We start from the raw sequence: 24,173 nt of genomic DNA, 5'->3' as shown, positions 1-24,173 counted from the left end.
CCCCTCCCGGCCGGGCCGCCCGGCTTTCAGCGCCCTCGCTCAGCGGCGGCGGAACAGTCCGCGCCGCTTCGCCGGCGGCGGAGGCGGGTCGAGGAGCGTCGTGACGGCGTGCAGGAACGGCCGGGCCTGAGGGGTCATGCCGGTCCGGTGCAGCCGGTGGCGGCCCTCCCCCTCCCACTCGCCCAGCACCGCCCCGCGCTCGCCCGTGATCGGGTCGATCCCGTACTCCAGGGTGAAGAACCGCTGCGCCGAGCCGTCCCCCGGCCAGGCCAGCACCACCGCGAAGGCCTCGGTGGCCGCCCGCGGCCTCGGGAGCCCGACCAGGAGCATCCGGTGCTGCCCGACCTGGACGAACCCGCCCTGGAGGCCCTCCGGCGCCACCCGCTGCTCCGCGGGCAGGCTCGCGCCGAACTCCTCCCACAGCCGCAGCAGTTCGGCGTCGATCCGCTCCCCTGGCACCGACCCCAGGTGCGTCAGCGAGGGCAGCAGCCGGTGCGCGAAGCGGTAGTGGTGCGGGCGCGACGCGGGCAGGTCCCCCTCCGCACCGGCCAGCCGGGTGACGGCGGCGATCACCTCGTCCGCGTGCACCAGCTCCAGCAGTCCGCCCTCGGCCACGCCGGTGAGCGGGGTCAGCCTCCCGTCGCGCCACCAGTAGGTGTGCACGGACAGCGGCGCGCCCGACGCGTCGTACTCCCGGGCGGCCGTCTCGATCAGCACCTCCAGCACGCCCGGCACCTGGAGGTCGAACGGCGCGAACAGCAGCCGGAACGGCGTGGGGAAGGCCACCACCGCACCGTCCGGCGGCAGTTCCCGGCCGGTGACCTCGCGGTGGACGGCGTCCAGGGCGAGGACCCGGCTCCCCGTCAGCGCCGAGTTCCCGGTGACGACGTGGAGGGCGCCGCCCTGCCCGGTCGGCAGCACCTCGTGCCGCTCGACGGGCAGCCGGGCCAGCCGCGCCCGCGCGGCCTCCCGCAGCCGCGGCACCACGCCCAGCTCGGTGACGGCCTCCGAGGTCAGCACCTGCCAGCCGACGGGCGACTCCAGGGCGAGGAACTCCAGTACCCCCGGGGCGACTTCGAGCGCGTGCGGGTGCCGCGCGGACTCGGACAGCGAAGCCGCGTCCAACAGCAGCGGATAGAGCCGGGCGGTCACCTCCTCCGGCGGACCACCAGCCGCCCCCGGTCCCCGCACGGCGGCGACCAGCTCCCGGACGTGGGCCCGGACCAGCTCCGGCAACGGGACGTCCGCCCGCCGCCCCACCAGTTCGAGCAGCCCGCCGAGCCCGTAGTCACGCCCGTGGGCGTCCCGGGCGACGTCCCCGTGCAGGGTGACCTCCCACCCCGACTCCGCGAACGCCGCCCGCGCCAGCGCGGCCAGCTCCGGCCCCAACTCCTGCCGTCCCATCGTCCCCTCCCAACTCCCGCTCCACCCCCGCCCCTTCGGGGACGCCACCAGCCCCCTGCCCGGTTGCCGTGCTCCGGACACGTCCGGCGGGACAGTCGGTCGGCGTACGGAGAGGCGGGCCGGTCACGCTCCGGGCTGGACGCCCAGCTCGGCGAGCAGGCCGCGGACCAACTCCTCGATCCGGTCGCGGATCGGGCGCACGGCCTCGACGCCCTGGCCGGCCGGGTCCTCCAACGTCCAGTCCAGGTAGCGCTTCCCGGGGAAGAACGGGCAGGCGTCGCCGCAGCCCATGGTGATCACCACGTCGGAGGCCCGGACCGCCTCGACGGTCAGGACCTTCGGCACCTCGGCGGAGATGTCGATGCCGACCTCGGCCAGCGCCTCGACCACCGCCGGGTTCACCGCCCCGGCCGGTGCGGAGCCGGCCGAGCGGACCTCGACCCGGTCACCGCCGAGGCGGGTGAGGAAGGCGGCGGCCATCTGGGACCGGCCGGCGTTGTGCACGCAGACGAACAGCACGGACGGGACGGACGGGACGGCGGGAGTGCTCACGAGGGGTCCTTCGGGTGTACGGGGCGGGGTCAGCGGGCGGCCGCGGCCGGTTGGTGGTCGCCGTGCGGGACGACGACGTCCTCGGCGGCCGGGGTCGGGCGGCCGAACAGCGCCGCGACCAGCCCGATGCCGACGGCCAGGCCGACGAGCTGGGCGGCGATGAACGGCAGCACGGAGGCGGGGGCGATGCCGGCGAAGGTGTCGGTGAACCCGCGGCCGATGGTCACCGCCGGGTTGGCGAAGCTGGTCGAGGACGTGAACCAGTAGGCGGCGCCGATGAAGGAGGCGACCGCCACCGGGGCGAAGTGCGCGCGCCCGACCCGGGCCAGGCCGAAGATCAGCAGGATCAGGCCGGCGGTCGCGACGACCTCGCCCAGCCACAGCTGCGGAGCCCAGCGGGCATGCGTCGACCAGCGCACCAGCGGCTCGCCGAACATCGCGTCCGCGAGCACCGCCCCGCCGACCGCCCCGGCGACCTGCGCCGCGACGTAGGCCGCCACCTCCCGCAGCCCGGGCCCGCCCCCGGCACGGTGCCCGGTCCACCAGGCGGCCAGCGTCACGACGGGGTTGAAGTGGGCACCGGAGACCGGTCCGAGCAGCAGGATCAGCACACCGAGGCCGAACACGGTCGCCAGCGAGTTGGCCAGCAGCTGGACGCCGACGTCCGGGGAGAGCCTGGTGGCCTGGATGCCGGAGCCGACCACGAGGGCGACCAGCGCGCCGGTCCCGACGAACTCCACGGCCGCCCGCCGGCCCAGCGGCGCCGACCCGGTCACCCGGACTCCCCGGCGGGTGCCTGGAGCAGCGCGGACAGCTTGGCCAGCGCGGCGGGCAGCACCCAGTAGTAGACCCACGTCCCCCGGCGCTCGGACCCGACCAGCCCGGCCTCGCGCAGCACCTTGAGGTGGTGCGAGATCGTCGGCTGCGACACGTCGAACGGCCCGGTCAGGTCGCAGACGCAGGCCTCGCCCCCCTCATGCGAGGCGATCAGCGACAACAGCCGCAGCCGCACCGGGTCGGAGAGCGCCTTGAACGCCTTCGCCAGGTCGACGGCGGCCGCCTCGCCCAGGGGCTCGCGGACCAACGGCGAGCAGCACACGGCCGCGTCGTCCTGATCGAGCACCGGCAGTTGCAGATTCGACATACGTCTATGTTGACAGCCATCTATACAGGTGGCAACCTCGCCCATATCGACACCTGTCGAATCAACACCACGGACCGGGGAGAACCACCATGTCCCGCGTACAACTCGCCCTCCGCGTCGCCGACCTCGACGGCTCCGTCGACTTCTACTCCCGCCTGTTCGGCGTCGAACCCGCCAAGCGCCGCCCCGGCTACGCGAACTTCGCCGTCACCGACCCGCCGCTCAAGCTCGTCCTCCTCCAGGGCGAGGCCGACGCCCCCACCCACCTCGACCACCTCGGCGTCGAGGTCGGGACCACCGAGCAGGTCACCGCCGCCACCGCCCGCCTCAAGGACGCCGGGCTGGCCACCTTCGAGGAGAACGACACCTCCTGCTGCTACGCCCTCCAGGACAAGGTCTGGGTCCACGGACCCGGCCGGGAACCCTGGGAGGTCTACGTCGTCAAGGCCGACGCCGACACCCTCGGCAGCAGCGCCGACGGCGCCCCCACCACCACCGCCGCCTGCTGCACCGAACCGGCACCCGCCGCCGCAGGCTGCGCCTGCGGTTGACCCCCCTCACCACCACCGGCGGCCGGCCCCACCCTCGACCGGCTCCGATCACGGCCCGGACCGGACCGCACGGCCCGGGTCAGGACCGCGCGGCGCGGGTCAGGGCCGCGCGGCGCGGGCCGTGGGCAGCCAGGTGCGGTAGCGGCGCAGGGCCTGGCGCTGCTGGAGCTGTTCGGCGAGGAGGGCGACGGCCGGGTGGGTGCCGGGCCTGGGGGCGCGGCCGCGGGCGAGGCGGCGGAGCTGGTGGCGGACCTGGGCCATGGTGGCGGCCGAGGCCAGGGCCTTGTCGGACCAGGCGACCGGGCGGATCCCGCGGTCGGCCTCGCGTCCGGCGGCCCAGCGCTCGGGCAGGTCGGGGGTGACGGCGAGGGCGGTGCCGATGCCGACGACCTCCACGCCGCCGGCCAGGACCCGTTCGGCGGTGTCGCGCCGGGTGATGCCGCCGGTGAGCATCAGCGGGAGCGGGCTGGTGGCGGCCAACTCCTCCGCGAGGTCCAGGAAGTAGGCCTCGCGGGCGCGGGTGCGGTCGTCGGCGGGGCGGCCGGTCATGGCAGGGCTCTCGTAGCTGCCGCCGGAGAGTTCGACCAGGTCGACGCCGAGCGGTGCGAGCATCGCGATCACCTGCCGGGCGTCGTCGGCGTCGAAGCCGCCGCGCTGGAAGTCGGCGGAGTTGAGCTTGACCGCGACCGCGAAGGCCCGCGGGACGGCGGCCCGCACGGCGCGGACGACGTCCAGCAGCATCCGAGCCCGGTTCTCCAGCGACCCGCCCCAGGCGTCGGTGCGCCGGTTGACCAGGGGCGACAGGAACTGCGACAGCAGGTAGCCGTGCGCGGCGTGGATCTCGACGCCGTCGAACCCGGCCTCGGCGGCGCGCGCGGCCGTGGTCGCGAACCGGTCGACGGTCGCGCCGATCTGCTCGGGGGTCATCGCGGTGGGGCGGCCGAAGCGGCTGCTGTGCCGCCCCAGGTCGACGCCCACCGCGGACGGGCCCCACACCACGCCGGGCATGTCGGCGGCGACCTGGCGGCCGGGGTGGTTGATCTGCATCCAGACCGCCCCGCCGCCGGACTTGGCGGCCTCGGCCCAGGCGGTGAACGGCTCCAGCGGCGCGGCCTCGTCGAGCACGACGCCGCCCGGGCCGGTCAGCGCCTCGGCGTGGACCATGACGTTGCCGGTGATCAGCAGGCCGGTGCCGCCGGCGGCCCAGCGCCGGTAGAGCTCCAGCATCCGCCGGCCGGGCAGCTGGCCGTCGCCGGCCATGTTCTCCTCCATCGCCGCCTTGGCGATCCGGTTGCGCAGGACGGCCCCCGAGCGCAGGTGCAGGGGTGAGAACAGCTGGCTGGCCATTCGGGTCTCCTCTCCATCGAAGCCGTCGCATCGCTCGCGACGGACATCGCCTAGGATGTGTACATCGCTCACATTAGGCGAGAAATGTGAGCGGTGCATACATCTGGGAGGGTGACCCATGCCACAGCCGACGACCGGCTCGTACCACCACGGCGACCTGCGCGCCGCCTGCCTGCGCGCCGCGCGGGAGCTGCTGGAGGAGGACGGCGGCTCGGGCCTGTCCCTGCGGGCGGTGGCCCGGCGGGCCGGCGTCTCGGCGACCGCCCCCTACCGCCACTTCGCCGACCGCGAGGCCCTGGTCTCCGCCGTCGCCTCGGAGGGCTACCTCGAACTCGCCGCCGCCCTCACCGCGGCCCACCCCGCGCCCGCGACGCCCGACGAGCTCGCCGCCGTCGCCGTCGCCTACGTGCGCTTCGCCCTCGACCGCCCGGCGCTGTTCCGGGCGATGTTCGCCGAGCCCTGCAACCCGGCCAACGAGGAACGGGCGGCCGCGACCGCCGCCGTCCGCCAGTACGTCCACGGCATCGTCCACGGTGTGTTCCCCGGCGCCGACCCGGAGGCGCTGTCCACGGCGGTGTGGGCGCTGGTCCACGGCCTGGCCTTCCTGCACCTGGACGGCAAGCTCGACGCCGCCTCCCCCGAGGCGGTCTCCGCCCAGGTCACGGCGGCCGTCCTGGCGGCCTTCGCCATCGCACCGACGAAGGCGTAGCGCCGACGAAGGCGCGGCGCCGATGGGAACGTGGCGCCGATGGGAACGCGGCGCCGATGGGAACGCGGCGCCGTCAACGTGCCATCAGGGAAGCGACCGCCGGGATCAGGGACGCGTCAGGGGCCGACGCTCCCCCGGGCCCCACGGGCATAACGTCGTTACCGCGCCCGGCGATCGCGGGGCGCACCTCCCTTCCGCCGCACCCGTGAGGCACGCCATGCAGCAGCACCTGAGCTCCGAGGACCCCGAGCCCTCCCCGCGCGACCCGGCCGGACCGCTCCTGGTACCCGTCCGGTCGGGTCCGCTGGGCCACACCGCCCGGATCTTCCGTACCGCTCTCGGCGACCGTACGGCCGTCGCCTTCACCACCCCGCAGCGGCTCACCGCCGTACTGGGGCCCGCCCAGCCGTGGATCGCGCTCGCCGAGCCGGCCCTGCGCGCCCTCACCGAGCCGCTGGGCGTCACGACGCTCACCGTCGACCCCCAGCTCGCCGCCCCCGCACCCGCCCCGTCCGCGCCCGGCCCCTCCGCGCCGTACCGGCACCTGCCGCACCCGCCCACGCCCGGCCCCGCCGTGGCGGTCCCGCAGCGGCCGGGCCGGCTCTCCGCCGCCTGACCGCTCCCGCCGCCCCTCGCCCCTCTCCCCTCCCCCCGAGTCACCTCCGGACGGCGTCGATGGCCGGTCCGCCGTCCGGAGGTCCGTCCTCCCCGTCCGTCGCGGGTGACGCGCAGCGGCCCCGCTCAGGTCGCCGGGAGCAGCTCGTCGGCGCGCTCCGCGACCTCGCGGTGCAGGGCGTCGCGCACCGCGCGCACGGCGGGGCGGGTGACGGCCTCCCGGCGCACGGCCAGGACGATCGGCAGCCGGATGTCGACCTCCTCGGCCAGCAGCCGCCGCAGTCCGGCCCGTTCGGCCAGGAAGGCCGGCAGCACGCCGATCCCGGCCCCCAGCCGGGTCGCCTCCACCTGGGCGAAGACGTTGGTGGAGGAGAACGCCGGGGTGACGCCGGGCAGGTGGCGCTCGATGTCGAGGTCGCCGACCTGGAGCATCGACTCGATGTAGAACACCAGCGCGTGGTCCCGGAGTTCGGCGGGCGTGCGGGGGCTCCCGTGCCGGGCGAGGTACTCGTCGGCGGCGTACAGGCCCAGCGCGTAGTCGGTGAGGTGCTCGGTCACCAGTCGGCTGCGCGGCGGCCGGCCGATCGCGAGCGCGAGGTCGAAGCCGGCCGGGTGCAGGGTCAACTGGCGGGTTGCCGTGATGAGTTCGGCCTGCAGACCGGGGTGGCGCCGACGCACCCGGGCCAGCGCGGGGGTGGCGAATACGGTACCGAAGCCGTCCGGGGCGCTCACCCGTACGGTGCCGCGCAGCGACGGCGCGTCCTGGCCGGAGACCGCGTCGACGACCTGGTCGAGGGCGTCCTCGATCGCGCGGGCGCCCTCCGAGACGGCCTTCCCCGCGTCGGTCAGTGCCCAGCCCTCGGTGCCGCGTTCCATCAGCCGGACGCCGAGGCCCCGTTCCAGCGCGGTGATGCGGCGCGACACCGTGGTGTGGTCGACCCCGAGCGCGTCGGCCGCGGCCACCAGCCGGCCGGTGCGGGCGACGGCGAGCAGGTAGCGGAGGTCGTCGGCGCGGAGCCTGCGCGGGTCGCGCCCGCGGGTGTCCGCGGGATCCGTAGCGGCCGGGTGGGAACGGGAGTTCACCGCACCACGCTATCTGCATTTGTGCACAGCCGGTCTGCGCGATTGGCGATTGAACGCACGGCCCCGCCGACGGCACAGTCGAACCCGGCCGGGCCTGCCCGCCCCGCCCTCCCCAGCGTCGAGAGGTCCCCGATGGTCGCCAGCCTGTCCCTGCCCCGGATCATGCGCGTCGGCCGGGGCGCCGTCGAGGAGTTGGGCGAGGTGATGGCGGGCCTGGGGCTGAGCCGCCCGCTGCTGGTCACCGACGCGTTCCTGGTCGGCACCGGCGCTGCGGAACGCCTCAGCGCCACGCTCACCGGCGCCGGAGTGAGCCCCCGGCTGTTCGCCGACACCGTGCCCGACCCGACCACCGACTCCCTGACCGCGGGCCTCAAGGCCCTGGAGGAGCACGGCGCGGACTCGGTCGTCGGCTTCGGCGGCGGCAGCCCGATGGACAGCGCCAAGGCCCTCGCCCTGCTCGCCGTCCAGGGCGGCCGGATGCGCGACTACAAGGCGCCCCGGGTCACCCCCGGCCCGGCGCTGCCGGTGATCGCCGTCCCCACCACCGCCGGCAGCGGCTCGGAGGCGACCCAGGTCACCGTCATCACCGACAGCGACACGGACGAGAAGATGCTCTGCCTGGGCCCGGCGTTCCAGCCGCTGGCCGCCGTGATCGACCCGGACCTCACCCTGTCGATGCCGCCCCGGCTGACCGCCGACACCGGCCTCGACGCCCTCACCCACGCCGTCGAGGCGTACGTGAGCCGCAGGGCCAACCCGTTCACCGACGGCCTGGCCCTCACCGCGATCGGCACCATCGGCCGCCACCTGCGCCGCGCCTACGCGGACGGCACCGACACCGTGGCCCGCGAGGCGACGATGCTGGCCGCGACCCAGGCCGGGCTGGCCTTCTCCAACTCCAGCGTCGCCCTCGTCCACGGCATGAGCCGCCCGATCGGCGCCCACTTCCAGGTCGCCCACGGGCTGTCGAACGCGATGCTGTTCCCCGCCGTGACGGCCTTCTCGGTGCACGGCGCCCGCGCCCGCTACGCCGACTGCGCCCGCGCCCTGGGCGCCGCGACCGCCGCGGACCCGGACGACCTGGCCGCCGACCGGCTCGTCGACGCGCTCCGCGCGCTCTGCCTCGACCTGGCGGTGCCCACGCCCCGCAGCCACGGCATCGACCGGGACGACTGGACCAGGCTGACCCCCGTCATGGCCGAGCAGGCCCTGGCCTCCGGCTCGCCCGCCAACAACCCCGTCGTCCCCACCACCGAGCAGATCCGGGAGCTGTACGCCCGGATCTACGGCTGATCCGACCCGGCACGGATAATGGCCGGGCCGCCGGCCGACCGGGCCGGTGGGCGGCGATCGATCGAGAGGCAGCGCACGGATGACCCTGGAGGCAGGACGACGCGTCAGGTTGACGGAAGACCTCGGGCTCGGTGAGGCCGTCGCCGGCGACCCGGCTGCCGCCGTCGGCTTCCTGTCGCTGGGCGCCGGGGCGGAGGGCACCGTCGAGCGGGTGGACGGCGAACTCCCGGAGAGCGAAGGGGTGCGCGAGTACCAGCGGCTCAAGGCGCTGTTCGACGACTACGGGCACACCGTGCCCGAGGCCAGCCGGGAGCGGCTGGTGGCGCAGCTCGCCGCGCTGGAGCCGGAGTGGGCCGAGCACCGGGAGCGGGGGCGGCGGGTGACGGTCCGGGTCCGGCTGGACAACGGGTTCGTCCTCGACGGTGTACACCAGGACGTCCTTGCCGCACTGTGAGAGGGGGTCGTTCCGGCCCGGACCACAGGAGGCAGGACGATGCCCGACTGGACTGGAGGCAAGCCCGTGCCCGACGTGACAGGAGGCAAGCCGGTGCCCGACATGACCGGAGGCAGCGCCGACCGCGATGCGGCGGCCCCCACCGAAACCACCCCCGCCGAAGCAGCCGCCACCGAGGACCCGACCACCGACACTCCGGCGGACGCCGGGAGCACGTCGGACGACTGAGGCGTCACCACCCGCGCGGCGGCCGGACCGGGCCGCCGCGCGGGTGCGTCAGCCCGTCCCCGGGTTGATCCGGGCCCGCTGGGCCAGCAGCTCGGTGAAGGCCACGGTGAGCGGGTCGGGGCGGGTGCGGGTGTAGGCGGCGAGGGCGCGGCGGACCGGCGGGTCGGGCCGCAGCAGCAGGCCGTCGAAGTGCGGCGGCACGATGTCGGCGGGCACCAGCGCCGGGCCGAGGCCGGCCGCGGCCAGCAGTGGTGCGGCGGAGGTCTGTTCGGCGCGGACGGCCGCCCGGGGGTGGAAGCCCGCGCGGGCGCAGGCCTGGTCGAGCAGCTCGGCGAGGCCGTTGTCGGGGGCGTAGTGGACCCAGGCCCGGTCGGCGAGCTCGCCGAGGGCGATCGAGCGGGTGGGGCGGGCCGCGAGCGGGTCGTCGGAGGCCAGTACGACCGTGAACTCCTCGACGCCGAGCTCCCGGATCGGCCCCTCCCAGCCGTCCGGCACCGGGCCGATGGCGAGGTCGGCCCGCCCTGCGGCCATCGCCTCCTGGAGCCGCTCGGCGTGGGAGTACTCGCGCAGCCGGATCCGTACGCCGGGGTGCCGCCGGTGCCAGGCCCTCAGGACGGGCGGCAGGATGCCGAGGCTGATCGAGTAGACGGCGGCGACCTCCAGCTCCCCCTCCTCCAGCCCGCTCGTGCGCCGGGCCACCGCTTGCAGGCGCTCGGCCTCGGCCAGTGCCGCCCGGGCGTGCGGCAGGACGGCCCGGCCGGTCGGGGTGAGCCGGACCGCGCGCGGCAGCCGTTCGAGCAGCGGGCCGCCGAGCGCGCCCTCCAGGGCCCGGACCTGGTGGGAGAGCGCGGGTTGGGTGACGTGCAGCTGCTCGGCGGCGCGGGTGAACGAGCCGGTGTCGACCACGGTGACCAGGTATTCGAGCTGTCGGAGCGTCGGCGTTGCCATGAGCGGATTCTATGGCAGTGGTAGAGAACAAGCCTTGGACTCATGGCAGCGCTCCGGGAGAGAGTCGACGTGCGGCCGCCGCCCGAGACACAGCGGACGGCCGGATCCCCGACGCCCCCGAAGGAGCACCCCCATGTCCATCGGCACCCCGCCGCTGTCCGCCGCCACTCCGCCGCAGGGCACCTCGCTGCTGGGGCAGCGCCTGATCGTGGTGGGCGCGGGTTCGCGCACCGGCCGCGCCGTGGCCACCGCCGCCTCGGCGGCCGGCGCCACGGTCGTCCTGGCCGGCCCCGACCCGCGCAAGCTGGAGTGGACGGCCGGCGAACTCGCCGGACCGTCCGAGGTCCTGCCCGTCGACCTCGTCGAGGAGCAGTCGATCGCCCGGTTCGCCGAGCGGGTCGGCACCTTCGACCACCTGGTCTCGACCGCCGCGATGCCCGCCAACGGCCCGCTGCGGGACCTCGAACTCGCCGACGTCCAGCGGGCGTTCGCCGCCAAGGTGATCGGCCCGCTGCTGCTCGCCAAGCACCTGGCCGGGCAGGCCTCCGAGCGCGGCTCGTTCACCTTCTTCTCCGGGGTCGCCGCCTGGCGCCCGGCTCCCGCCCGCACGGTGATGGCCACCACCAACGGCGCGCTGGCCTTCCTGGTGCAGGCCCTGGCGGTGGAGATCGCCCCGGTCCGGGTCAACGCGGTCTCCCCCGGCATCGTCGACACCGGCTCCTGGGACGGCCTGGGCGCCGACAAGGACGCCTTCCTGCGCGGCGTCGCCGCCCGCAACCCGGCCCGCCGGGTCGGCACCCCGGAGGACCTCGTCAAGGCCGTGCTGTACGCGATCGACAACCCGTACGTCACCGGCACCGTGCTGCACGTGGACGGCGGCGGCCGGCTCGCCTGACCGCCTGCCGCCGCCCAGCCCGCCCCGCCCCGACCCGACCCGCCTCGACCCAACCCACCCCCGCCCCGAGGAGCAACTCCCCATGCCCTGGCCGATCCCGAGCCGCAGCGCCACCCGTACCGCCGCCGTCCTCGCCACCGTCGCCGCCCTCGCGACGGGCACCGCGGCCGCCGCCCCGGCCCCCTCCCCCGACCGGGGCCACCACCGCCCCGCCCCCAGCTGGCCGCAGAACCTGATCGACCGCTCGCCCGACCTGGTCCAGCCGAAGGCGCTCACCGCGGACCGCTCGATCGGCACCCGGCGCGCGGCCCAGGAAGTGCACCTGGCCCAGCAGTTGTACACCTTCTGGAACACCGGGCAGCAGCGCTACCTGGACGCGGCGATCGACCCGCAGTTCCGGGACAACACGCTCCCGCCCGGCCGCCCCCAGGGCCCGGCCGGACCGCTGTTCGCCTCGAAGAACTTCCGCGCCGCCGTCCCCGACCTGACCTGCGAGCTGTCCGACGTCCTGGTCGCCGGTGACCGGATCACCGCCCGGCTGGTCTTCCGCGGCCACTTCACCGGCACCTTCGACGGCGTCCGGGGGCGGGGCCAGGCCGTCGAGTTCAACGCCATCGACATCCAGCACGTCGGTACCGACCGGATCGTCGAGGACTGGCACATCGAGGACAACCAGGCACTGCTGGCCCAACTGGGCGTCGGCAGCTGAGTCCTGACGATCGGCCCGGTTCCGGCAATCCCGTGGCCGGAACCGGGCCGAGCTGTAACCATGGTCCGATGCGCATACTGATCATGGGCGGTACCCGCTTCGTCGGCCTCCACTTCGCCCGGGCCGCGCTGGCCGCCGGGCACGACGTCACCGTGCTGCACCGCGGCCGCTCCGGCGCCCACCTGCTCCCCGAGGCCACCCACCTGATCGCCGACCGCGACGCCGACCTCACCGCGCTGCGCGGCCGGAGCTGGGACGCCACCGTCGACGTCAGCGCCTACTACCCGCGCCAGGTAAGGCAGTTGGCCGATGCCCTGGACCCCGGCGCGGCCGGTCACTACCTCCTGGTCTCCTCCATGGCGGTCTACGACACCCCCGCCGCGCCCGGGTTCACCGAGGACTCCCCGCTGCTCCCGGCCGACAGCCCGGAGCCCGAGGAGATCACCCCGGCCACTTACGGCATGCTCAAGGTCCAGTGCGAGCGCGCGGCCGTCGAGCGCTTCGGCCCGGACTCCCTGCTGGTGCGGCCGACGTACGTGATCGGCCCCCAGGACTACACCCACCGCTTCGACCACTGGGTGCAGCGGATCACCCGTGGCGGCGAGGTGCTGGCCCCGGGCCGGCCCGACGCCCCGCTCCAGGTCGTCGACGCCCGCGACCTCGCCGACTGGATGCTCGACCTGCTGACGAAGCGCGCCACCGGCGCCTACCACGCCGCGACTCCCCCGCCGTTCACGATGGGCGACCTGCTCGATGCCGTCGCCTCCGCCGTCGCCCCGGCCGGGACCACGCTCACCTGGGCCGACGACGACTTCCTCCGGACGTCCGGCGTCCAGGACCGCGCGCTGCCGCTGTGGCACTCCGACCCGCTGCGCCGGGCCACCAACACCGCCGACCCCGCCGCAGCGCTCGGCACCGGCCTGCGGCTCCGCCCGGTGGCGGACACCGCCCGTGACATCGAGCCGTTCGAACCGCTGCCGCAGGCCCTGACCCCGACCGCCGAGGCCGACCTCCTCGCCGCCTGGCACCACCGCTGAACTGCGACCGGGCAGCCGTCCAGTCATCCAGCGGACCCTTCAGCGACCCTGTGGCTCAGTCGAGCTCGGTGTCGCTGAGCCCGAGCCGCAGGTGCTCGATGTGGTAGACGGCCTGGTCGAGCAGGGCCGCGACGTGGTTGTCGTACAGCGCGTAGACCACCGAGCGGCCCTCGCGCCGTCCGACGACCAGGCCGAGGTTGCGCAGCAGCCGGAGCTGGTGGGAGCAGGCGGACTGCTCCAGCCCGACCTCGGCGGCGAGTTCGGTGGCGGCGCAGGGGCCTTCGCGCAGCCGGGAGAGGATCAGCAGCCGGGAGGGGGTGGCCAGGGCCTGCAGGGTGGTGGCCACCCGGGCGGCACTGGCTTCGTCCAGGCGGGTGTGCGGGACGGCGGTTGCGGGGGCTGCTCCATGACCCATGCGGGCAATAGTACAACTCATACATGAAGAAGCGTTCATATGTTCATGTATGGTGAGTGAGTCACCGGCTCCGCCCTGCCCCGAGCCACCGGTTCCGCCCTGCCCCGAAGGGTCCCGTCCGCATGCCCACCACCCTGATCGAGCGCCCCGCGACGCCCGCCGCACCGCGCCCCGACAGCGCCCTGCGCCGCCGCACCCGGGTGTTCGCCCTCCCCGAGGCCCGCTGGGCCGCCGCCGCGACCGCGCTCTTCCTGATCGCGCTCCCGCTCCAGCTCACCGGCGCCCCCGCCTGGGCCTGGGCGCCGCTCTACGCCCTCGCGTACGCCACCGGCGGCTGGGAGCCCGCCTGGGCCGGGCTCCAGGCCCTGCGCGAGAAGACCCTCGACGTCGACCTGCTGATGATCGTCGCCGCGCTCGGCGCCGCCGCCGTCGGCCAGGTCATGGACGGCGCGCTGCTGATCGTCATCTTCGCCACCTCCGGCGCCCTGGAGGCCCTGGCCACCGCCCGCACCGCCGACTCCGTCCGCGGACTGCTCGACCTGGCCCCGCCCACCGCCACCCGGCTGCTGCCCGACGGCGCCGAGGAGAGCGTGCCGACCGAACGGCTCGCCGTCGGCGACACCGTCCTGGTGCGCCCCGGCGAGCGGATCGGCGCCGACGGCCGGGTCCTGGACGGCGCCGGCGAGGTCGACCAGGCCACCATCACCGGCGAGCCGCTGCCCGTACCCAAGCAGCGTGGTGACGAGGTGTTCGCCGGCACCCTCAACGGCACCGGCGCCCTGCGGATCCGGGTCGAACGGGACGCCGCCGACTCGGTGATCGCCCGGATCGTCCAGCTGGTCGAGGAGGCCTCCGAGACCAAGGCGCCGACCCAGCTGTTCATCGAGAAGGTCGAGCAGCGCTACTCGATCGGCATGGTGGTCGCCACCCTGGCCGTCTTCGCCGTGCCGCTCGCCCTCGGCGCCGCCTTCACCGGCTCGCTGCTGCGGGCGATGACCTTCATGATCGTCGCCTCGCCGTGCGCCGTGGTCCTCGCCACCATGCCGCCGCTGCTCTCCGCGATCGCCAACGCCGGTCGCCACGGCGTCCTGGTGAAGTCCGCGGTCGTGATGGAACGCCTGGGCCAGGCCGACGCCGTCGCCCTGGACAAGACCGGCACCCTCACCGAGGGCACCCCCCGGGTCACCGACCTCCGCCCGCTGACCGGCTCCGGCCTGTCGGAGGAGGAGCTGCTCGCACTGGCCGCGGCCGCCGAGCACCCCAGCGAGCACCCGCTCGCCCGCGCCGTCGTCGACGCCGCCCGCACCCGCGGCCTGGCCCTCGCCGCGGCCGAGGACTTCACCTCCGCCCCCGGCATCGGCGTCACCGCCACCATCGGCGGGCACGCCGTCGCGGTCGGCGCCCCGGCCCGGATGCCGAGCGGCGCCGCGGACGAGGTCCGGGCCGAAGCCGCCGCCCTGGCGGCCGAGTTGGAGGACGGCGGCCGCACCGCCGTCCTGGTCGTACGGGACGGCGTCCCGGTCGGCCTGCTCGGCATCGCCGACCGGCTGCGCCCCGACGCCGCCGCCACCGTCCGCGCGCTCACCGCCCTGACCGGCACCGCCCCGATGCTGCTCACCGGGGACAACCCGCGCGCCGCCGCCCGACTGGCCGCCGAGGTCGGCATCACCGACGTGCGGGCCGGCCTGCTGCCGCAGGACAAGGTCGCCGCCGTCCGCGAGCAGGAGCAGGCCGGGCGGAAGGTCCTGGTGGTCGGCGACGGCGTCAACGACGCGCCCGCGCTGGCCGCCGCCCACACCGGCCTCGCGATGGGCCGGGCCGGCTCCGACCTTGCCCTGGAGACCGCCGACGCCGTCATCGTGCGCGACGAACTCGCCACCGTCCCGGCCGTGGTGGCGCTCTCCCGGCGGGCCCGGTCGCTCGTGGTGCAGAACCTGGTGATCGCCTCGGTGTTCATCTCCGTGCTGGCCGTCTGGGACCTGGTCGCCACCCTCCGGCTGCCGCTGGGCGTCCTCGGCCACGAGGGCTCGACCGTCCTGGTCGGCCTCAACGGCCTGCGGCTGCTCCGCGAGTCCGCCTGGACCAGGACCCGGGCCGGGACCGGGCGCTGAGCCACCGGCCGAACAGCTCAGGCCGCCGCCCCCGGCACCGAAGGGGGGCGGCGGCCTTCCGCACGCTCGGGGTCAGCTGTGCTTCCAGCTCACCGAGAAGGCGCTGCCGCCGCTCAGCCCGGAGGTGGTGGCCTTGGTGACGCCGCCGGAGGCCATCGTGATGGCGTCCGGGTTGAACCCGCCCAGGCTCTGGCCGTTGACGCTCGCGCCGCTGAACGCCACCGAGTGGAAGTTCGACAGCGGGAGCACCCCGGTGGAGCTGGAGGGGGCCTCGGCGATCACCTCGGCGGAGGCCAGGGCGGCGCTCTTGAGGGACTTGTTGACGGTCCGGCTCCAGCCCGCCGTGGTGTCGGCGAGGGTGAGGGTGAAGGAGCCGCTGCCGTTGGTGGTGACGCTCGCGGTGAAGTGGTCGCCGGGCCGCACGGTGTTGCTGAAGTTGACCGGGTACGCGGGGTACATCTCGTACCAGGACGAGTACACCGGCGAGCCGCCGGAGCAGTCGGCCTCGGTGCCGGTCTGCTCGACGCTGTTGCTGCCGTCGCCGTCCAGGCCGACCCAGAAGCTGGACCAGGTGTCGGTGCCGGTGCAGGAGACGGCGGGCTGGACCCAGCTGGCCTTGACGCTGGTGAACCGGCCGCCGGTGGCGGCGTAGCCGGACCAGTTGCCGCTGGTGCTGTGCAGCGTGCCGCCGCCGTGGTGGGCGGCGAGCGGGGCCTGGACGAGGGTGGGGGCGGTGGCGGCGACGGCCGGTGCGGCGGCGCCGAGGACGGTCAGCAGGGCGGTGGTCACGGCGAGGGTGCGCCGACGTGCTTCGGGCATGGCTACTCCCTTGTGAGGGGGTGGAGTTGGCCGAGCGTCGACAAAGGTAGACCCGCCGGGTCAGCCCGAGAGGTCACGCGGACATAACGAACCGTCACCCCGTCAAGGCGTCACGGGGCAGACCGCGAAGGAGCGGGTGCGTAGGGGCGGGGCGCGAAGGGAGCGCGCTACTCGGTGCCGGCGACCGGCTCGACTGCGGGGAGCACCGGCGACGGGGCCGGCGCGTCGTACTCGGCGAGCATCGCCCGGGTGAAGCCGAAGAAGTAGGTGGCCAGGAAGCCGACGACATAGCCGGTCAGCAGGCCGCCGCCGTAGACGGCTGCGCTCGCGGCCAGGCCGTGCGGGCCGGCCAGCAGCGGGAACAGGGCCCAGCCGGACGGGCCGACGGCGGTGGAGCCGACGGCGCTGCCGAGCTGGCCGGCCACGCCGACGAAGGCGCCACCGGCGGCGCCGCCCACGCAGGCCGTGACGAACGGGCGGCCGAGCGGCAGGGTGACCCCGTAGACCAGGGGTTCGCCGATGCCGAGCAGCCCGGCCGGGAGGGCGGAGCGGATCGTCGCCCGGATCGAGGCGTTGTGGCGCAGCCGGAGGTAGACGGCTGCGGCGCAGCCGACCTGCCCGGCGCCGGCCATGGCGAGGATCGGCAGCAGCACGGTGGAGCCCTGCTGCTGGATCAGGGTGGTGTGGATCGGGATCAGCGCCTGGTGCAAGCCGAGCATCACCAGCGGCAGGAAGAGGCCGCCGAGCACCATCCCGGCGAGCAGTCCGCCGTGGGCGAGCAGCCAGGTGGCGGCGTGCCCGATGCCGGTGGAGACCTCCCCGGCGACGTACATCAGGCCGTACAGGGCGGCCAGCCCGCCGAACAGGACGGTGACGGTGGGGGTGACCAGGACGTCCAGCGAGGCGGGCACGATCCGCCGTGTCCAGCGCTCCAGCTGGACGGCCAGCAGCGCGGCGAGCAGCGCCCCGACCACGCCGCCCTGGCCGGGGGTGAGGTGCTGGCCGAAGGCCTCCACCTTGGCGACCCCGGCGTAGACGATCACCCCGGCCACCGCCCCGCCGAGCACGGGCGTGCCGCCGAACTCCTTCGCCGTGTTGTAGCCGACGAAGACGGCGAGCAGGGACATGAACCCCGAGGAGACGGCCGTCAGCGCGGCGACCAGGGCCGGGGCCCAGCCGAGGTTGGCCAGCGCCCCGGCGAGCGCGGCGACGATGCCGCAGCCGATCAGGGCGGGGATCAGCGGGACGAAGACGTTCGCGATCCGGCGCAGCGCCCGCTTGACCGGGGTCGCGTTGCGCACCCGGGCCTGCGCCCGGATCCGCTCCCCGCGCCCGGCGAGGTCCTCGGCGGTGGGGGCCGAGGCGGTGGGGGCCGAGGCAGTGGGGACCGGACCGTCCGCCGTCTCGGCCCCACCGCCGGCGTCGAGCAGCCGCAGCAGCTGCGCGGTGACCCCGGCGACGGCCGCCGGGCCGAGCACGATCTGGTAGGTGTCGTCGTCGACCGTGCCCAGGACGGCCGGCAGCGCCGCGAGCGCCGCGCGGTCGACCAGGGAGCGGTCCGCCAGGCCCAGCCGGAGCCGGGTCATGCAGTGGGCCACCGAGCGGATGTTGGCGGCGCCGCCGACCAGCGGGAGGATCGCCTCGGCCACGGCGCGGTTCTTCTCGTCCGACATGCCAAGGGAGGTACCCGAATCGCCCCGGCGCCCAACCGGGTCCCGCCCGGCGAACCCCGTACGCCCCATCCTGCGCGACGGACCCGACGCGCCCTGACGCGACCCGACCCCGACCCGACCCCGACCCGACCCTGACCCGATGCGCCCTGACACCCCGGCGCTCCTTCCCCCACCGCCGCTGAACCGCCCTCGTGCGGTGGGGTGTTGACGAACCGAAGCCGCCCGGCCGCCCACCGCGCCGGCCCGGCCGTACGACGCGGGGCCCGGCCCGGCCTCGGCCGTTCCGTGTGCGAGGTGAACCGCCGCTCAGCGCGGCCGGCGGCGAGGCGGCGCCAGTGGCGGGATCCCGCCCGGTCAAGCCTCGGTCATGGGGTGGACTTCCGCCTTGTTCGCCGCCACCGGACTTGGCTACCTTCCTACCGCTGACGCCGTGAAGGCTCGGCACCACCTCCTTGGCATGCCCCGATCATCGATCGTCCGGCGGCGCCCCCGTCCCCCACGGGCCGACGTGCCGTGCCCCGCCGACCCTCCAGGGCAGCCGTCTGCTCGTGCGCGTCTCCCCCTCACACCCCGGGCCTGCCCGCCGACCGGCCGCCTGACGACGGCCTCCTCGGCGCCCCCGGGGTCCCACCCCCCACCTGGGAGGGCTCCGTTGCGCAACTTCCTCCGTTCCCCCCTGCGGCACCGCCGGCTCCGGGCCGGCACCGCGACCTTCGCGGTCGGCGCCGTGGTCGCCGCCGGCCTCGCGCTCGCCACCCCGGCCGACGCCTCGGCCACCTGGTCCGGCCAGGCCGGTGCCGCCGGCAGCGGCGTCCGGCACGTGTGCGCCAAGCCGAGCGGCCCGCACCGGATGGCCTGCGACGCGCTGGTGCGCACCGACGTCGTCCAGCCGCACGCCTTCGCCCTGAACGCGGTCTCGCCGGACGCGACGCCGTCCGGCCTCGGCCCCGGCGACCTGCAGAGCGCCTACGCCCTGCCCGCCAACGGGGGCGCCGGTCAGACCGTCGCCATCATCGACGCGCAGGACGACCCCAACGCCGAGTCCGACCTGGCGACCTACCGCACGCAGTACGGGCTGCCTGCGTGCACCACCGCCAACGGCTGCTTCAAGAAGATCGACCAGAACGGCGGCACCAGCTACCCGACCTCCGACACCGGCTGGTCGGGCGAGATCTCCCTCGACCTCGACATGGTCTCCGCGGTCGCGCCGAACGCCCACATCCTGCTGGTCGAGGCCAACTCGGCGACCATGGGCGACCTCGGCGCCTCGGTCAACCAGGCCGTCGCCCAGGGCGCGAAGTTCGTCTCCAACAGCTACGGCGGCGCCGAGGACTCCAGCGACACCACCTCGGACAGCCAGTACTTCAACCACCCCGGCGTGGCCATCACCGCCTCCTCCGGCGACTCCGGCTACGGCGCCCAGTACCCGGCCGGCTCCCAGTACGTCACCTCCGTCGGCGGCACCTCGCTGACCCGCGCCTCCAACGCCCGCGGCTGGAGCGAGTCCGTCTGGGGCACCAGCTCCGGCGGCGAGGGCGCCGGCTCCGGCTGCTCCGCCTACGACCCCAAGCCCAGCTGGCAGACCGACAGCGGCTGCGCCAACCGCACCATCGCGGACGTCTCCGCCGTCGCCGACCCGGCCACCGGCGTCGCCGTCTACCAGACCTACGGCGGCAGCGGCTGGGCCGTGTACGGCGGCACCAGCGCCTCCGCGCCGATCATCGCCGCCGTCTACGCCGACGCGGGCGCCCCGGGCGCGGGCGACGTCCCGGCCAAGTACGCCTACCAGCACGCCGGTTCGCTGAACGACGTGACCAGCGGCGCCAACGGCACCTGCTCGCCGACCTACCTCTGCACCGCCGGCGCCGGCTACGACGGACCGACCGGCCTCGGCACCCCCAACGGCCTGGCCGCCTTCACGGCCGGCGGCAGCAGCGGCGGCAACACCGTCACGGTCACCGGCCCCGGCAACCAGAGCGGCACCGTCGGCACCGCGGCCAGCCTGCAGATCCACGCCAGTGACTCGGCCTCCGGCCAGAGCCTCAGCTACTCGGCCACCGGCCTGCCGGCCGGACTGTCGATCAACTCCTCGTCCGGCCTGATCTCCGGCACCCCGACCACGGCGGGCAGCAACAACGTCACGGTCACCGCCAAGGACACCACCGGCGCCACCGGCTCCGCCTCCTTCACCTGGACCGTCGCGGGCTCCGGCGGCGGCACCTGCACCGGCGGCGGCCAGCTGCTCGGCAACCCCGGCTTCGAGACCGGCACCGCCTCCCCGTGGACCGCGTCCAGCGGCGTGATCGACAACTCCAGCAGCGAGCCGAGCCACTCCGGCTCCTGGAAGGCCTGGCTCGACGGCTACGGCAGCACCCACACCGACACCCTGAGCCAGACCGTCACCATCCCGGCCGGCTGCAAGGCGACGCTCAGCTTCTGGCTGCACGTCGACACCGCCGAGACCGGCACCACGGCCTACGACAAGCTCACCGTCCAGGCCAACTCCACCACCCTGCACACCTACTCCAACGTCGACGCCGGCACCGGCTACGTGCAGCGGACCTTCGACCTGTCGAGCTTCGCGGGCCAGAGCGTGACCCTCAAGTTCACCGGCACCGAGGACTCCTCCCTGCAGACCAGCTTCGTCATCGACGACGCGGCCCTCAACGCCTCCTGAGCGACCGTACGACGCGCACAGCTCCAACCCGTGTGGGCCGCAGCCTCGCTGCGGCCCACCGGCCTGTCCGGCACCGACCTGTCCCGCGCCGGCACCCGTCAACCCCGTGCCTGCGCCCGGCGGGACCTACCAGGGGACGGTCCGGCCGAACCGGTCCAGGTACGCCAGTCCGGGCGTGCCCAGCCGGACAGCAGGACGTCCACCAGCAGGGGGACGGTCTCCTCGACGGTGAACGGCGCGTCCGGGCCGCCCAGGTCCGTGCGGATCCAGCCCGGCGCCAGGAGCAGGAAGGCCCGCCCGGTGCCGCTGCGCCGGGCCGCGAAGCTCCGCAGGAACATGTTCAGGGCCGCCTTGCTGCCCCGGTAGACCTCGCGGCCGCCGGACGTGTTGTCCGTGATGCTGCCCTGCCCGGAGGACATCACCCCGATCAGGCCCGCAGGGGCGACCAGGTCCTCGAAGGCTTCGATGACGCGCAGGGGGCCGAGCGCGTTGGTGACCATCACGTCGACGAAATCGGCGGTCGTGACCGCCCCGATCGGTGTCCGCTCGTTGCTGGTGGTGCCCGCGTTGACGAAGAGCACGTCGGACCGTCGGTGCGCCAGCCGTTCGTGCAGCGGGGGCAGCAGGCCGGGGTCGTTGACGTCGAGCTGCTCGACGGTCACCCGCCCGCCGGCGCGGTCCGCCAGCTCGTGCAGCGGCGTGCGGGCCGCGGGGTCGCGCACCGTGCCGACCACCGACCAGCCCCGGTCGAGGACCTCCGCCGCCATCGCGTGGCCGAGGCCGCGAGAGGCCCCGACGATCAGGGCGGTCGGTGGGTGCGGTGCGCTGCCTGTCGATGACATCCGGCGTCATCCCCATCTCTTCGGGTCTTCGGGTCTTCGGGGTCTCGCTGCTGCGAGCCCTGCTTCCCGCTTCGGGCACCGCCGAGTGTTCCGCCCGCACCGCCACCCGGGCGAGCCACCGGCCCCCGTCCGTAGGATCGCCCCCATGGCAAGGTCCCCGATGTCGGAATCCACTCCGATCCAGCCCGACGACGTGCGAATCATCCGGGCGTTGCAGATCGCTCCGCGGGCCTCGTTCGCCGCGATCGCGACCGCCCTCGGCCTGACCGAGGGCGCTGTCAACCGCCGCTACCGCCGCCTGTGCGCCGACGGCGTCATCCGGGTGGCCGGCGTGGTCAACCCGGGCGCCCTGGGGCAGAGCAGGTGGCTGGTGCGGCTGCGCTGCCGCCCCGGGAGCGCCCCGGCGATCGCCGACGCGCTGGCCGGGCGGGACGACGTCAACTGGGTGTCGCTGGACGCGGCGGGCTGCGAGATCACCTGCGCGACGCAGTCCCGGACCCGGGAACAGCGCGAGGACCTCCTCGGGCAGCGGCTGCCCCGTACGGCCGCGGTGCTCGACATCAACGCCGTCGCCATGCTCCGCCAGTTCCTCGGCGGGCGCGGCCACTACTGGTCCGCCCTCCAGGGCACGCTGTCCCCGCAGGAGGAGGCGGCACTGGGCGGCGACGGACCCCCGTTCACCGAGTCCCCGGTCGTCCCCCGCGATCCGCTGCACCTCGCCCCGGAGGACGAGAAGCTGCTCGCCGCGCTCGCCGCCGACGGCCGGGCCGGTCTGGTCGACCTCGCCGCGGCCGCCGGGCTCACCCCGGGGCGCGTCTCCCGGCGCCTGGACACCCTGCTCCGGCACGGCGCCGTCCACCTCGACGTGGAGATCGCCGCGGCGGCCCTGGGCTACCACGCCCGCGCCCACCTCTGGCTCCGGGTGCACCCCTCGGAGCTGAAGAGCGCGGGCCGCACCCTGGCGCAGGAGCCCGGGATCGCCTTCGCCGCGGCCGTCTCCGGGCCCTGGAACCTCCACGCCGTCGCGCACTGCCGGGACCTCGACGAACTGTTCGAGTTCACGTCGGAACGGATCGGGTCCCTCGCCGGGCTCCAGGGCATGGAGGTCTCCCCCGTGCTGAGGCAGGTCAAGCAGGCCGGCACCCGGCTCGTCGGCGACCGCCTCGTCAGCCCGGCCGGCGCCCGTCCACAACGCTGAGCGACCGTGGCCGGAAGCGGGGAGCGGGGAGCGGGGAGCGGTACGAACGGCGGTGGCCCTACGGCGGTGGTGCTACGGCGAGTCCAGCTCCCGGGCCGCGCGCATCCGGACCATCAGCGCGTCGGGGGCGATGATCGGGTCCGGGTACTCGGGGGCGAGCATCCACGGGCGGTGCACGGCCGGCCCGGGCAGGTGGGCCAACTCCGGTACCCAGCGCCGTACGTAGGCCCCGTCGGGGTCGTAGCGGTCGGCCTGGCGCAGCGGGTTGAGCACCCGGTTGGGCCGGGTGTCGGTGCCGGTGCCGGCCACCCACTGCCAGTTGAGCTGGTTGTTCGCGACGTCGCCGTCGACCAGCAGGGAGAGGAAGTGGGCGGCGCCGATCCGCCAGTCCAGGTAGAGGGACTTGGCGAGGAAGCTGGCCGTCAGCAGCCGGGCCCGGTTGTGCATCCAGCCCTCCTCGGCGAGCTGGCGCATCCCGGCGTCGACGATCGGGTAGCCGGTGCGGCCCTCCCGCCAGGCCTGGGCCTCGTGCTCGTCCCGGTGCCAGCGGTCCTCCCGGGTGCGGTAGTCGCGGTGCGCGGCGTCGGGCCGGGCGGCGAGCACCTGGTGGTGGAAGTCCCGCCAGGCCAGCTGCCGGACGAAGGCCTCCGCCCCGGGGCCGCCGCGCTGGAGGGCGCGGGCGGTCAGCTCGGTGGCCGACAGGCAGCCGAAGTGCAGGTACGGGGAGAGCCGGGAGGTGTCGTCGGCCGCCAGGTCGTCGTGGACGTCGGCGTACGCGTCGACGTCCCAGCGCCGCCAGCGTTCCCGGGCCGCGGTCTCGCCGCCGCGCGGCAGCGAGGGCGAGAACGGGCCGCTGACCGCGAGGTTCTCGCTGCCGATGCCGTCCGGTGTGCGGATCACCCGGGGCGCGCCCAGCACGGTGCGGTGCGGGGTCTGCTGCCAGGCCCGGTGGTACGGGGTGAAGACGGCGTAGTGGTCGCGGCCCGCCGGGGCGACCCGGCCGGGCGGCACGACGGTCACCGAGGCGTCGTGGACGTGCAGCCGGTCGCCGAACAGGGCGAGCAGCGCGGCCTCGCGCCGCCGGGCGTAGCCGCTGACCCCGGCGGCGACGTGCACCGTCCCGGCCCCGGTCTCGGCGGCGAGCCCGGCCGTCTGCTCGGCGGTCGGCCCCCGGCGGACGATCAGCCGGGAGCCGGTGCGGCGCAGCGAGGCGTCCAGGTCGGCGAGGCAGTCGGCCAGGAAGGCCAGCCGGTTGGGGGCGGCGAAGCCGGCCGCCTCGACGGCCGGGTCGAGGACGAACAGCGGCACCACCTGGTCCGCGGCGGCGCGGGCGGCGTGCAGCACGGGGTTGTCGTGCAGGCGCAGGTCCTGGGTGAACAGGGCGATCGAGACGGTCATCGGCGGGACCTCGGAGCGGGTGCGGTCGGGGTTCTGGGGGTGGGGTTCGGTGAGCCTGGCGGGTGCGGCGG

General features: G+C 75.2%; 23 protein-coding genes and 1 pseudogene. 12 read left to right on the top strand and 12 right to left on the bottom strand.

Annotated features, from left to right (window positions below; genetic code table 11):
- Positions 1-39 precede the first annotated feature (39 nt).
- From ACFXPX_RS28395 to ACFXPX_RS28380, 4 genes are all read right to left on the bottom strand, one after another.
- Positions 40-1,404 carry a hypothetical protein gene (locus ACFXPX_RS28395; RefSeq protein WP_380643965.1) on the bottom strand — a complete coding sequence of 455 codons (1,365 nt, stop codon included), beginning with the start codon at positions 1,402-1,404 and terminating at the stop codon, positions 40-42.
- 123 nt (positions 1,405-1,527) lie between these two features.
- Entirely contained in the window at positions 1,528-1,956 is a 429-nt protein-coding gene (locus tag ACFXPX_RS28390) for an arsenate reductase ArsC (protein ID WP_380643964.1), read from the bottom strand.
- Positions 1,957-1,985: 29 nt separating this feature from the next.
- Positions 1,986-2,732, bottom strand: coding sequence for an aquaporin (locus ACFXPX_RS28385; RefSeq protein ID WP_380643963.1), 747 nt, complete (start codon positions 2,730-2,732; stop codon positions 1,986-1,988).
- On the bottom strand, positions 2,729-3,100 hold the full coding sequence (locus ACFXPX_RS28380) for an ArsR/SmtB family transcription factor (protein WP_380643962.1): 372 nt from the start codon (positions 3,098-3,100) through the stop codon (positions 2,729-2,731). Before ACFXPX_RS28380 ends, ACFXPX_RS28385 begins: the two co-directional genes overlap by 4 nt.
- 89 nt (positions 3,101-3,189) lie before the next feature.
- Here ACFXPX_RS28380 and ACFXPX_RS28375 point away from each other — a divergent pair, with 89 nt between their 5' ends.
- On the top strand, positions 3,190-3,651 hold the full coding sequence (locus tag ACFXPX_RS28375; RefSeq protein WP_380643961.1) for an ArsI/CadI family heavy metal resistance metalloenzyme: 462 nt from the start codon (positions 3,190-3,192) through the stop codon (positions 3,649-3,651).
- A 99-nt stretch (positions 3,652-3,750) separates the two neighbouring features.
- Here ACFXPX_RS28375 and ACFXPX_RS28370 read toward each other — a convergent pair whose 3' ends face one another.
- Positions 3,751-4,998 carry an NADH:flavin oxidoreductase/NADH oxidase family protein gene (locus tag ACFXPX_RS28370; RefSeq protein WP_380643960.1) on the bottom strand — a complete coding sequence of 416 codons (1,248 nt, stop codon included), beginning with the start codon at positions 4,996-4,998 and terminating at the stop codon, positions 3,751-3,753.
- Positions 4,999-5,116: 118 nt separating this feature from the next.
- On the opposite strand from ACFXPX_RS28370, the gene ACFXPX_RS28365 reads away from it, so the two are divergent.
- Complete coding sequence (locus ACFXPX_RS28365; RefSeq protein ID WP_380523351.1) at positions 5,117-5,707, top strand: TetR/AcrR family transcriptional regulator; 591 nt, start codon at positions 5,117-5,119, stop codon at positions 5,705-5,707.
- Positions 5,708-5,924: 217 nt separating this feature from the next.
- Complete coding sequence (locus ACFXPX_RS28360; RefSeq protein WP_380523352.1) at positions 5,925-6,323, top strand: SAV_915 family protein; 399 nt, start codon at positions 5,925-5,927, stop codon at positions 6,321-6,323.
- A gap of 125 nt (positions 6,324-6,448) precedes the next feature.
- Here the strand turns inward: ACFXPX_RS28360 and ACFXPX_RS28355 are convergent, their stop codons facing one another.
- Positions 6,449-7,405, bottom strand: coding sequence for a LysR family transcriptional regulator (locus ACFXPX_RS28355; protein ID WP_380643959.1), 957 nt, complete (start codon positions 7,403-7,405; stop codon positions 6,449-6,451).
- Positions 7,406-7,537: 132 nt separating this feature from the next.
- Between ACFXPX_RS28355 and ACFXPX_RS28350 the strand changes: the two genes are divergently transcribed.
- The 3 genes from ACFXPX_RS28350 (at position 7,538) to ACFXPX_RS28340 (ending at position 9,380) form a co-directional block, all read left to right on the top strand.
- Positions 7,538-8,698, top strand: a complete 1,161-nt coding sequence (locus ACFXPX_RS28350) for an iron-containing alcohol dehydrogenase (RefSeq protein ID WP_380643958.1) — start codon at positions 7,538-7,540, stop codon at positions 8,696-8,698.
- Positions 8,699-8,807: 109 nt separating this feature from the next.
- Positions 8,808-9,152 (top strand): hypothetical protein, encoded by a 345-nt coding sequence (locus ACFXPX_RS28345; RefSeq protein WP_380523356.1) that lies wholly within the window; start codon positions 8,808-8,810, stop codon positions 9,150-9,152.
- Between the two features lie 39 nt (positions 9,153-9,191).
- Positions 9,192-9,380 carry a hypothetical protein gene (locus ACFXPX_RS28340; RefSeq protein ID WP_380588175.1) on the top strand — a complete coding sequence of 63 codons (189 nt, stop codon included), beginning with the start codon at positions 9,192-9,194 and terminating at the stop codon, positions 9,378-9,380.
- A gap of 48 nt (positions 9,381-9,428) precedes the next feature.
- Here the strand turns inward: ACFXPX_RS28340 and ACFXPX_RS28335 are convergent, their stop codons facing one another.
- Positions 9,429-10,328: a LysR substrate-binding domain-containing protein gene (locus tag ACFXPX_RS28335; RefSeq protein ID WP_380523358.1), complete on the bottom strand. Its 900-nt coding sequence runs from the start codon at positions 10,326-10,328 to the stop codon at positions 9,429-9,431.
- Positions 10,329-10,461: 133 nt separating this feature from the next.
- On the opposite strand from ACFXPX_RS28335, the gene ACFXPX_RS28330 reads away from it, so the two are divergent.
- From ACFXPX_RS28330 to ACFXPX_RS28320, 3 genes are all read left to right on the top strand, one after another.
- Positions 10,462-11,223, top strand: coding sequence for an SDR family oxidoreductase (locus ACFXPX_RS28330; protein WP_380643957.1), 762 nt, complete (start codon positions 10,462-10,464; stop codon positions 11,221-11,223).
- A gap of 82 nt (positions 11,224-11,305) precedes the next feature.
- Complete coding sequence (locus ACFXPX_RS28325; RefSeq protein WP_380643956.1) at positions 11,306-11,932, top strand: ester cyclase; 627 nt, start codon at positions 11,306-11,308, stop codon at positions 11,930-11,932.
- Between the two features lie 68 nt (positions 11,933-12,000).
- Entirely contained in the window at positions 12,001-12,969 is a 969-nt protein-coding gene (locus ACFXPX_RS28320) for an NAD-dependent epimerase/dehydratase family protein (RefSeq protein ID WP_380643955.1), read from the top strand.
- 55 nt (positions 12,970-13,024) lie between these two features.
- On the opposite strand, the gene ACFXPX_RS28315 is transcribed toward ACFXPX_RS28320, so the two are convergent.
- Positions 13,025-13,384 (bottom strand): ArsR/SmtB family transcription factor, encoded by a 360-nt coding sequence (locus ACFXPX_RS28315; protein ID WP_380408408.1) that lies wholly within the window; start codon positions 13,382-13,384, stop codon positions 13,025-13,027.
- Between the two features lie 122 nt (positions 13,385-13,506).
- Between ACFXPX_RS28315 and ACFXPX_RS28310 the strand changes: the two genes are divergently transcribed.
- Positions 13,507-15,495 (top strand): heavy metal translocating P-type ATPase, encoded by a 1,989-nt coding sequence (locus ACFXPX_RS28310; RefSeq protein ID WP_380643954.1) that lies wholly within the window; start codon positions 13,507-13,509, stop codon positions 15,493-15,495.
- A 72-nt stretch (positions 15,496-15,567) separates the two neighbouring features.
- Here the strand turns inward: ACFXPX_RS28310 and ACFXPX_RS28305 are convergent, their stop codons facing one another.
- Positions 15,568-16,314 (bottom strand): G1 family glutamic endopeptidase, encoded by a 747-nt coding sequence (locus ACFXPX_RS28305; RefSeq protein WP_380643953.1) that lies wholly within the window; start codon positions 16,312-16,314, stop codon positions 15,568-15,570.
- 167 nt (positions 16,315-16,481) lie between these two features.
- Positions 16,482-17,987 carry a PTS transporter subunit EIIC gene (locus ACFXPX_RS28300; protein WP_380643952.1) on the bottom strand — a complete coding sequence of 502 codons (1,506 nt, stop codon included), beginning with the start codon at positions 17,985-17,987 and terminating at the stop codon, positions 16,482-16,484.
- A gap of 727 nt (positions 17,988-18,714) precedes the next feature.
- Between ACFXPX_RS28300 and ACFXPX_RS28295 the strand changes: the two genes are divergently transcribed.
- Entirely contained in the window at positions 18,715-20,664 is a 1,950-nt protein-coding gene (locus tag ACFXPX_RS28295; RefSeq protein WP_380588202.1) for a putative Ig domain-containing protein, read from the top strand.
- A gap of 126 nt (positions 20,665-20,790) precedes the next feature.
- On the opposite strand, the pseudogene ACFXPX_RS28290 reads toward ACFXPX_RS28295, so the two are convergent.
- Positions 20,791-21,506: pseudogene (locus ACFXPX_RS28290) on the bottom strand (SDR family NAD(P)-dependent oxidoreductase).
- Positions 21,507-21,651: 145 nt separating this feature from the next.
- On the opposite strand from ACFXPX_RS28290, the gene ACFXPX_RS28285 reads away from it, so the two are divergent.
- Positions 21,652-22,704, top strand: a complete 1,053-nt coding sequence (locus ACFXPX_RS28285) for an Lrp/AsnC family transcriptional regulator (RefSeq protein WP_380643951.1) — start codon at positions 21,652-21,654, stop codon at positions 22,702-22,704.
- A 72-nt stretch (positions 22,705-22,776) separates the two neighbouring features.
- On the opposite strand, the gene ACFXPX_RS28280 is transcribed toward ACFXPX_RS28285, so the two are convergent.
- Positions 22,777-24,102: a cryptochrome/photolyase family protein gene (locus tag ACFXPX_RS28280; RefSeq protein WP_380523369.1), complete on the bottom strand. Its 1,326-nt coding sequence runs from the start codon at positions 24,100-24,102 to the stop codon at positions 22,777-22,779.
- Positions 24,103-24,173 lie beyond the last annotated feature (71 nt).

The organism is Kitasatospora sp. NPDC059146 (assembly GCF_042786665.1).
Lineage (GTDB): Bacteria > Actinomycetota > Actinomycetes > Streptomycetales > Streptomycetaceae > Kitasatospora.
This window is presented reverse-complemented; position numbering and strand designations above follow the sequence as displayed.

Coding starts and splice junctions, on each gene's coding strand:
- ACFXPX_RS28360 (WP_380523352.1), top strand. CDS start 5,925: ATGCAGCAGCACCTGAGCTCCGAGGACCCCGAGCCCTCCCCGCGCGAC.
- ACFXPX_RS28375 (WP_380643961.1), top strand. CDS start 3,190: ATGTCCCGCGTACAACTCGCCCTCCGCGTCGCCGACCTCGACGGCTCC.
- ACFXPX_RS28330 (WP_380643957.1), top strand. CDS start 10,462: ATGTCCATCGGCACCCCGCCGCTGTCCGCCGCCACTCCGCCGCAGGGC.
- ACFXPX_RS28380 (WP_380643962.1), bottom strand. CDS start 3,100: ATGTCGAATCTGCAACTGCCGGTGCTCGATCAGGACGACGCGGCCGTG.
- ACFXPX_RS28315 (WP_380408408.1), bottom strand. CDS start 13,384: ATGGGTCATGGAGCAGCCCCCGCAACCGCCGTCCCGCACACCCGCCTG.
- ACFXPX_RS28335 (WP_380523358.1), bottom strand. CDS start 10,328: ATGGCAACGCCGACGCTCCGACAGCTCGAATACCTGGTCACCGTGGTC.
- ACFXPX_RS28305 (WP_380643953.1), bottom strand. CDS start 16,314: ATGCCCGAAGCACGTCGGCGCACCCTCGCCGTGACCACCGCCCTGCTG.
- ACFXPX_RS28395 (WP_380643965.1), bottom strand. CDS start 1,404: ATGGGACGGCAGGAGTTGGGGCCGGAGCTGGCCGCGCTGGCGCGGGCG.
- ACFXPX_RS28350 (WP_380643958.1), top strand. CDS start 7,538: ATGGTCGCCAGCCTGTCCCTGCCCCGGATCATGCGCGTCGGCCGGGGC.
- ACFXPX_RS28325 (WP_380643956.1), top strand. CDS start 11,306: ATGCCCTGGCCGATCCCGAGCCGCAGCGCCACCCGTACCGCCGCCGTC.
- ACFXPX_RS28365 (WP_380523351.1), top strand. CDS start 5,117: ATGCCACAGCCGACGACCGGCTCGTACCACCACGGCGACCTGCGCGCC.
- ACFXPX_RS28320 (WP_380643955.1), top strand. CDS start 12,001: ATGCGCATACTGATCATGGGCGGTACCCGCTTCGTCGGCCTCCACTTC.
- ACFXPX_RS28285 (WP_380643951.1), top strand. CDS start 21,652: ATGGCAAGGTCCCCGATGTCGGAATCCACTCCGATCCAGCCCGACGAC.
- ACFXPX_RS28300 (WP_380643952.1), bottom strand. CDS start 17,987: ATGTCGGACGAGAAGAACCGCGCCGTGGCCGAGGCGATCCTCCCGCTG.
- ACFXPX_RS28370 (WP_380643960.1), bottom strand. CDS start 4,998: ATGGCCAGCCAGCTGTTCTCACCCCTGCACCTGCGCTCGGGGGCCGTC.
- ACFXPX_RS28310 (WP_380643954.1), top strand. CDS start 13,507: ATGCCCACCACCCTGATCGAGCGCCCCGCGACGCCCGCCGCACCGCGC.
- ACFXPX_RS28340 (WP_380588175.1), top strand. CDS start 9,192: ATGCCCGACTGGACTGGAGGCAAGCCCGTGCCCGACGTGACAGGAGGC.
- ACFXPX_RS28280 (WP_380523369.1), bottom strand. CDS start 24,102: ATGACCGTCTCGATCGCCCTGTTCACCCAGGACCTGCGCCTGCACGAC.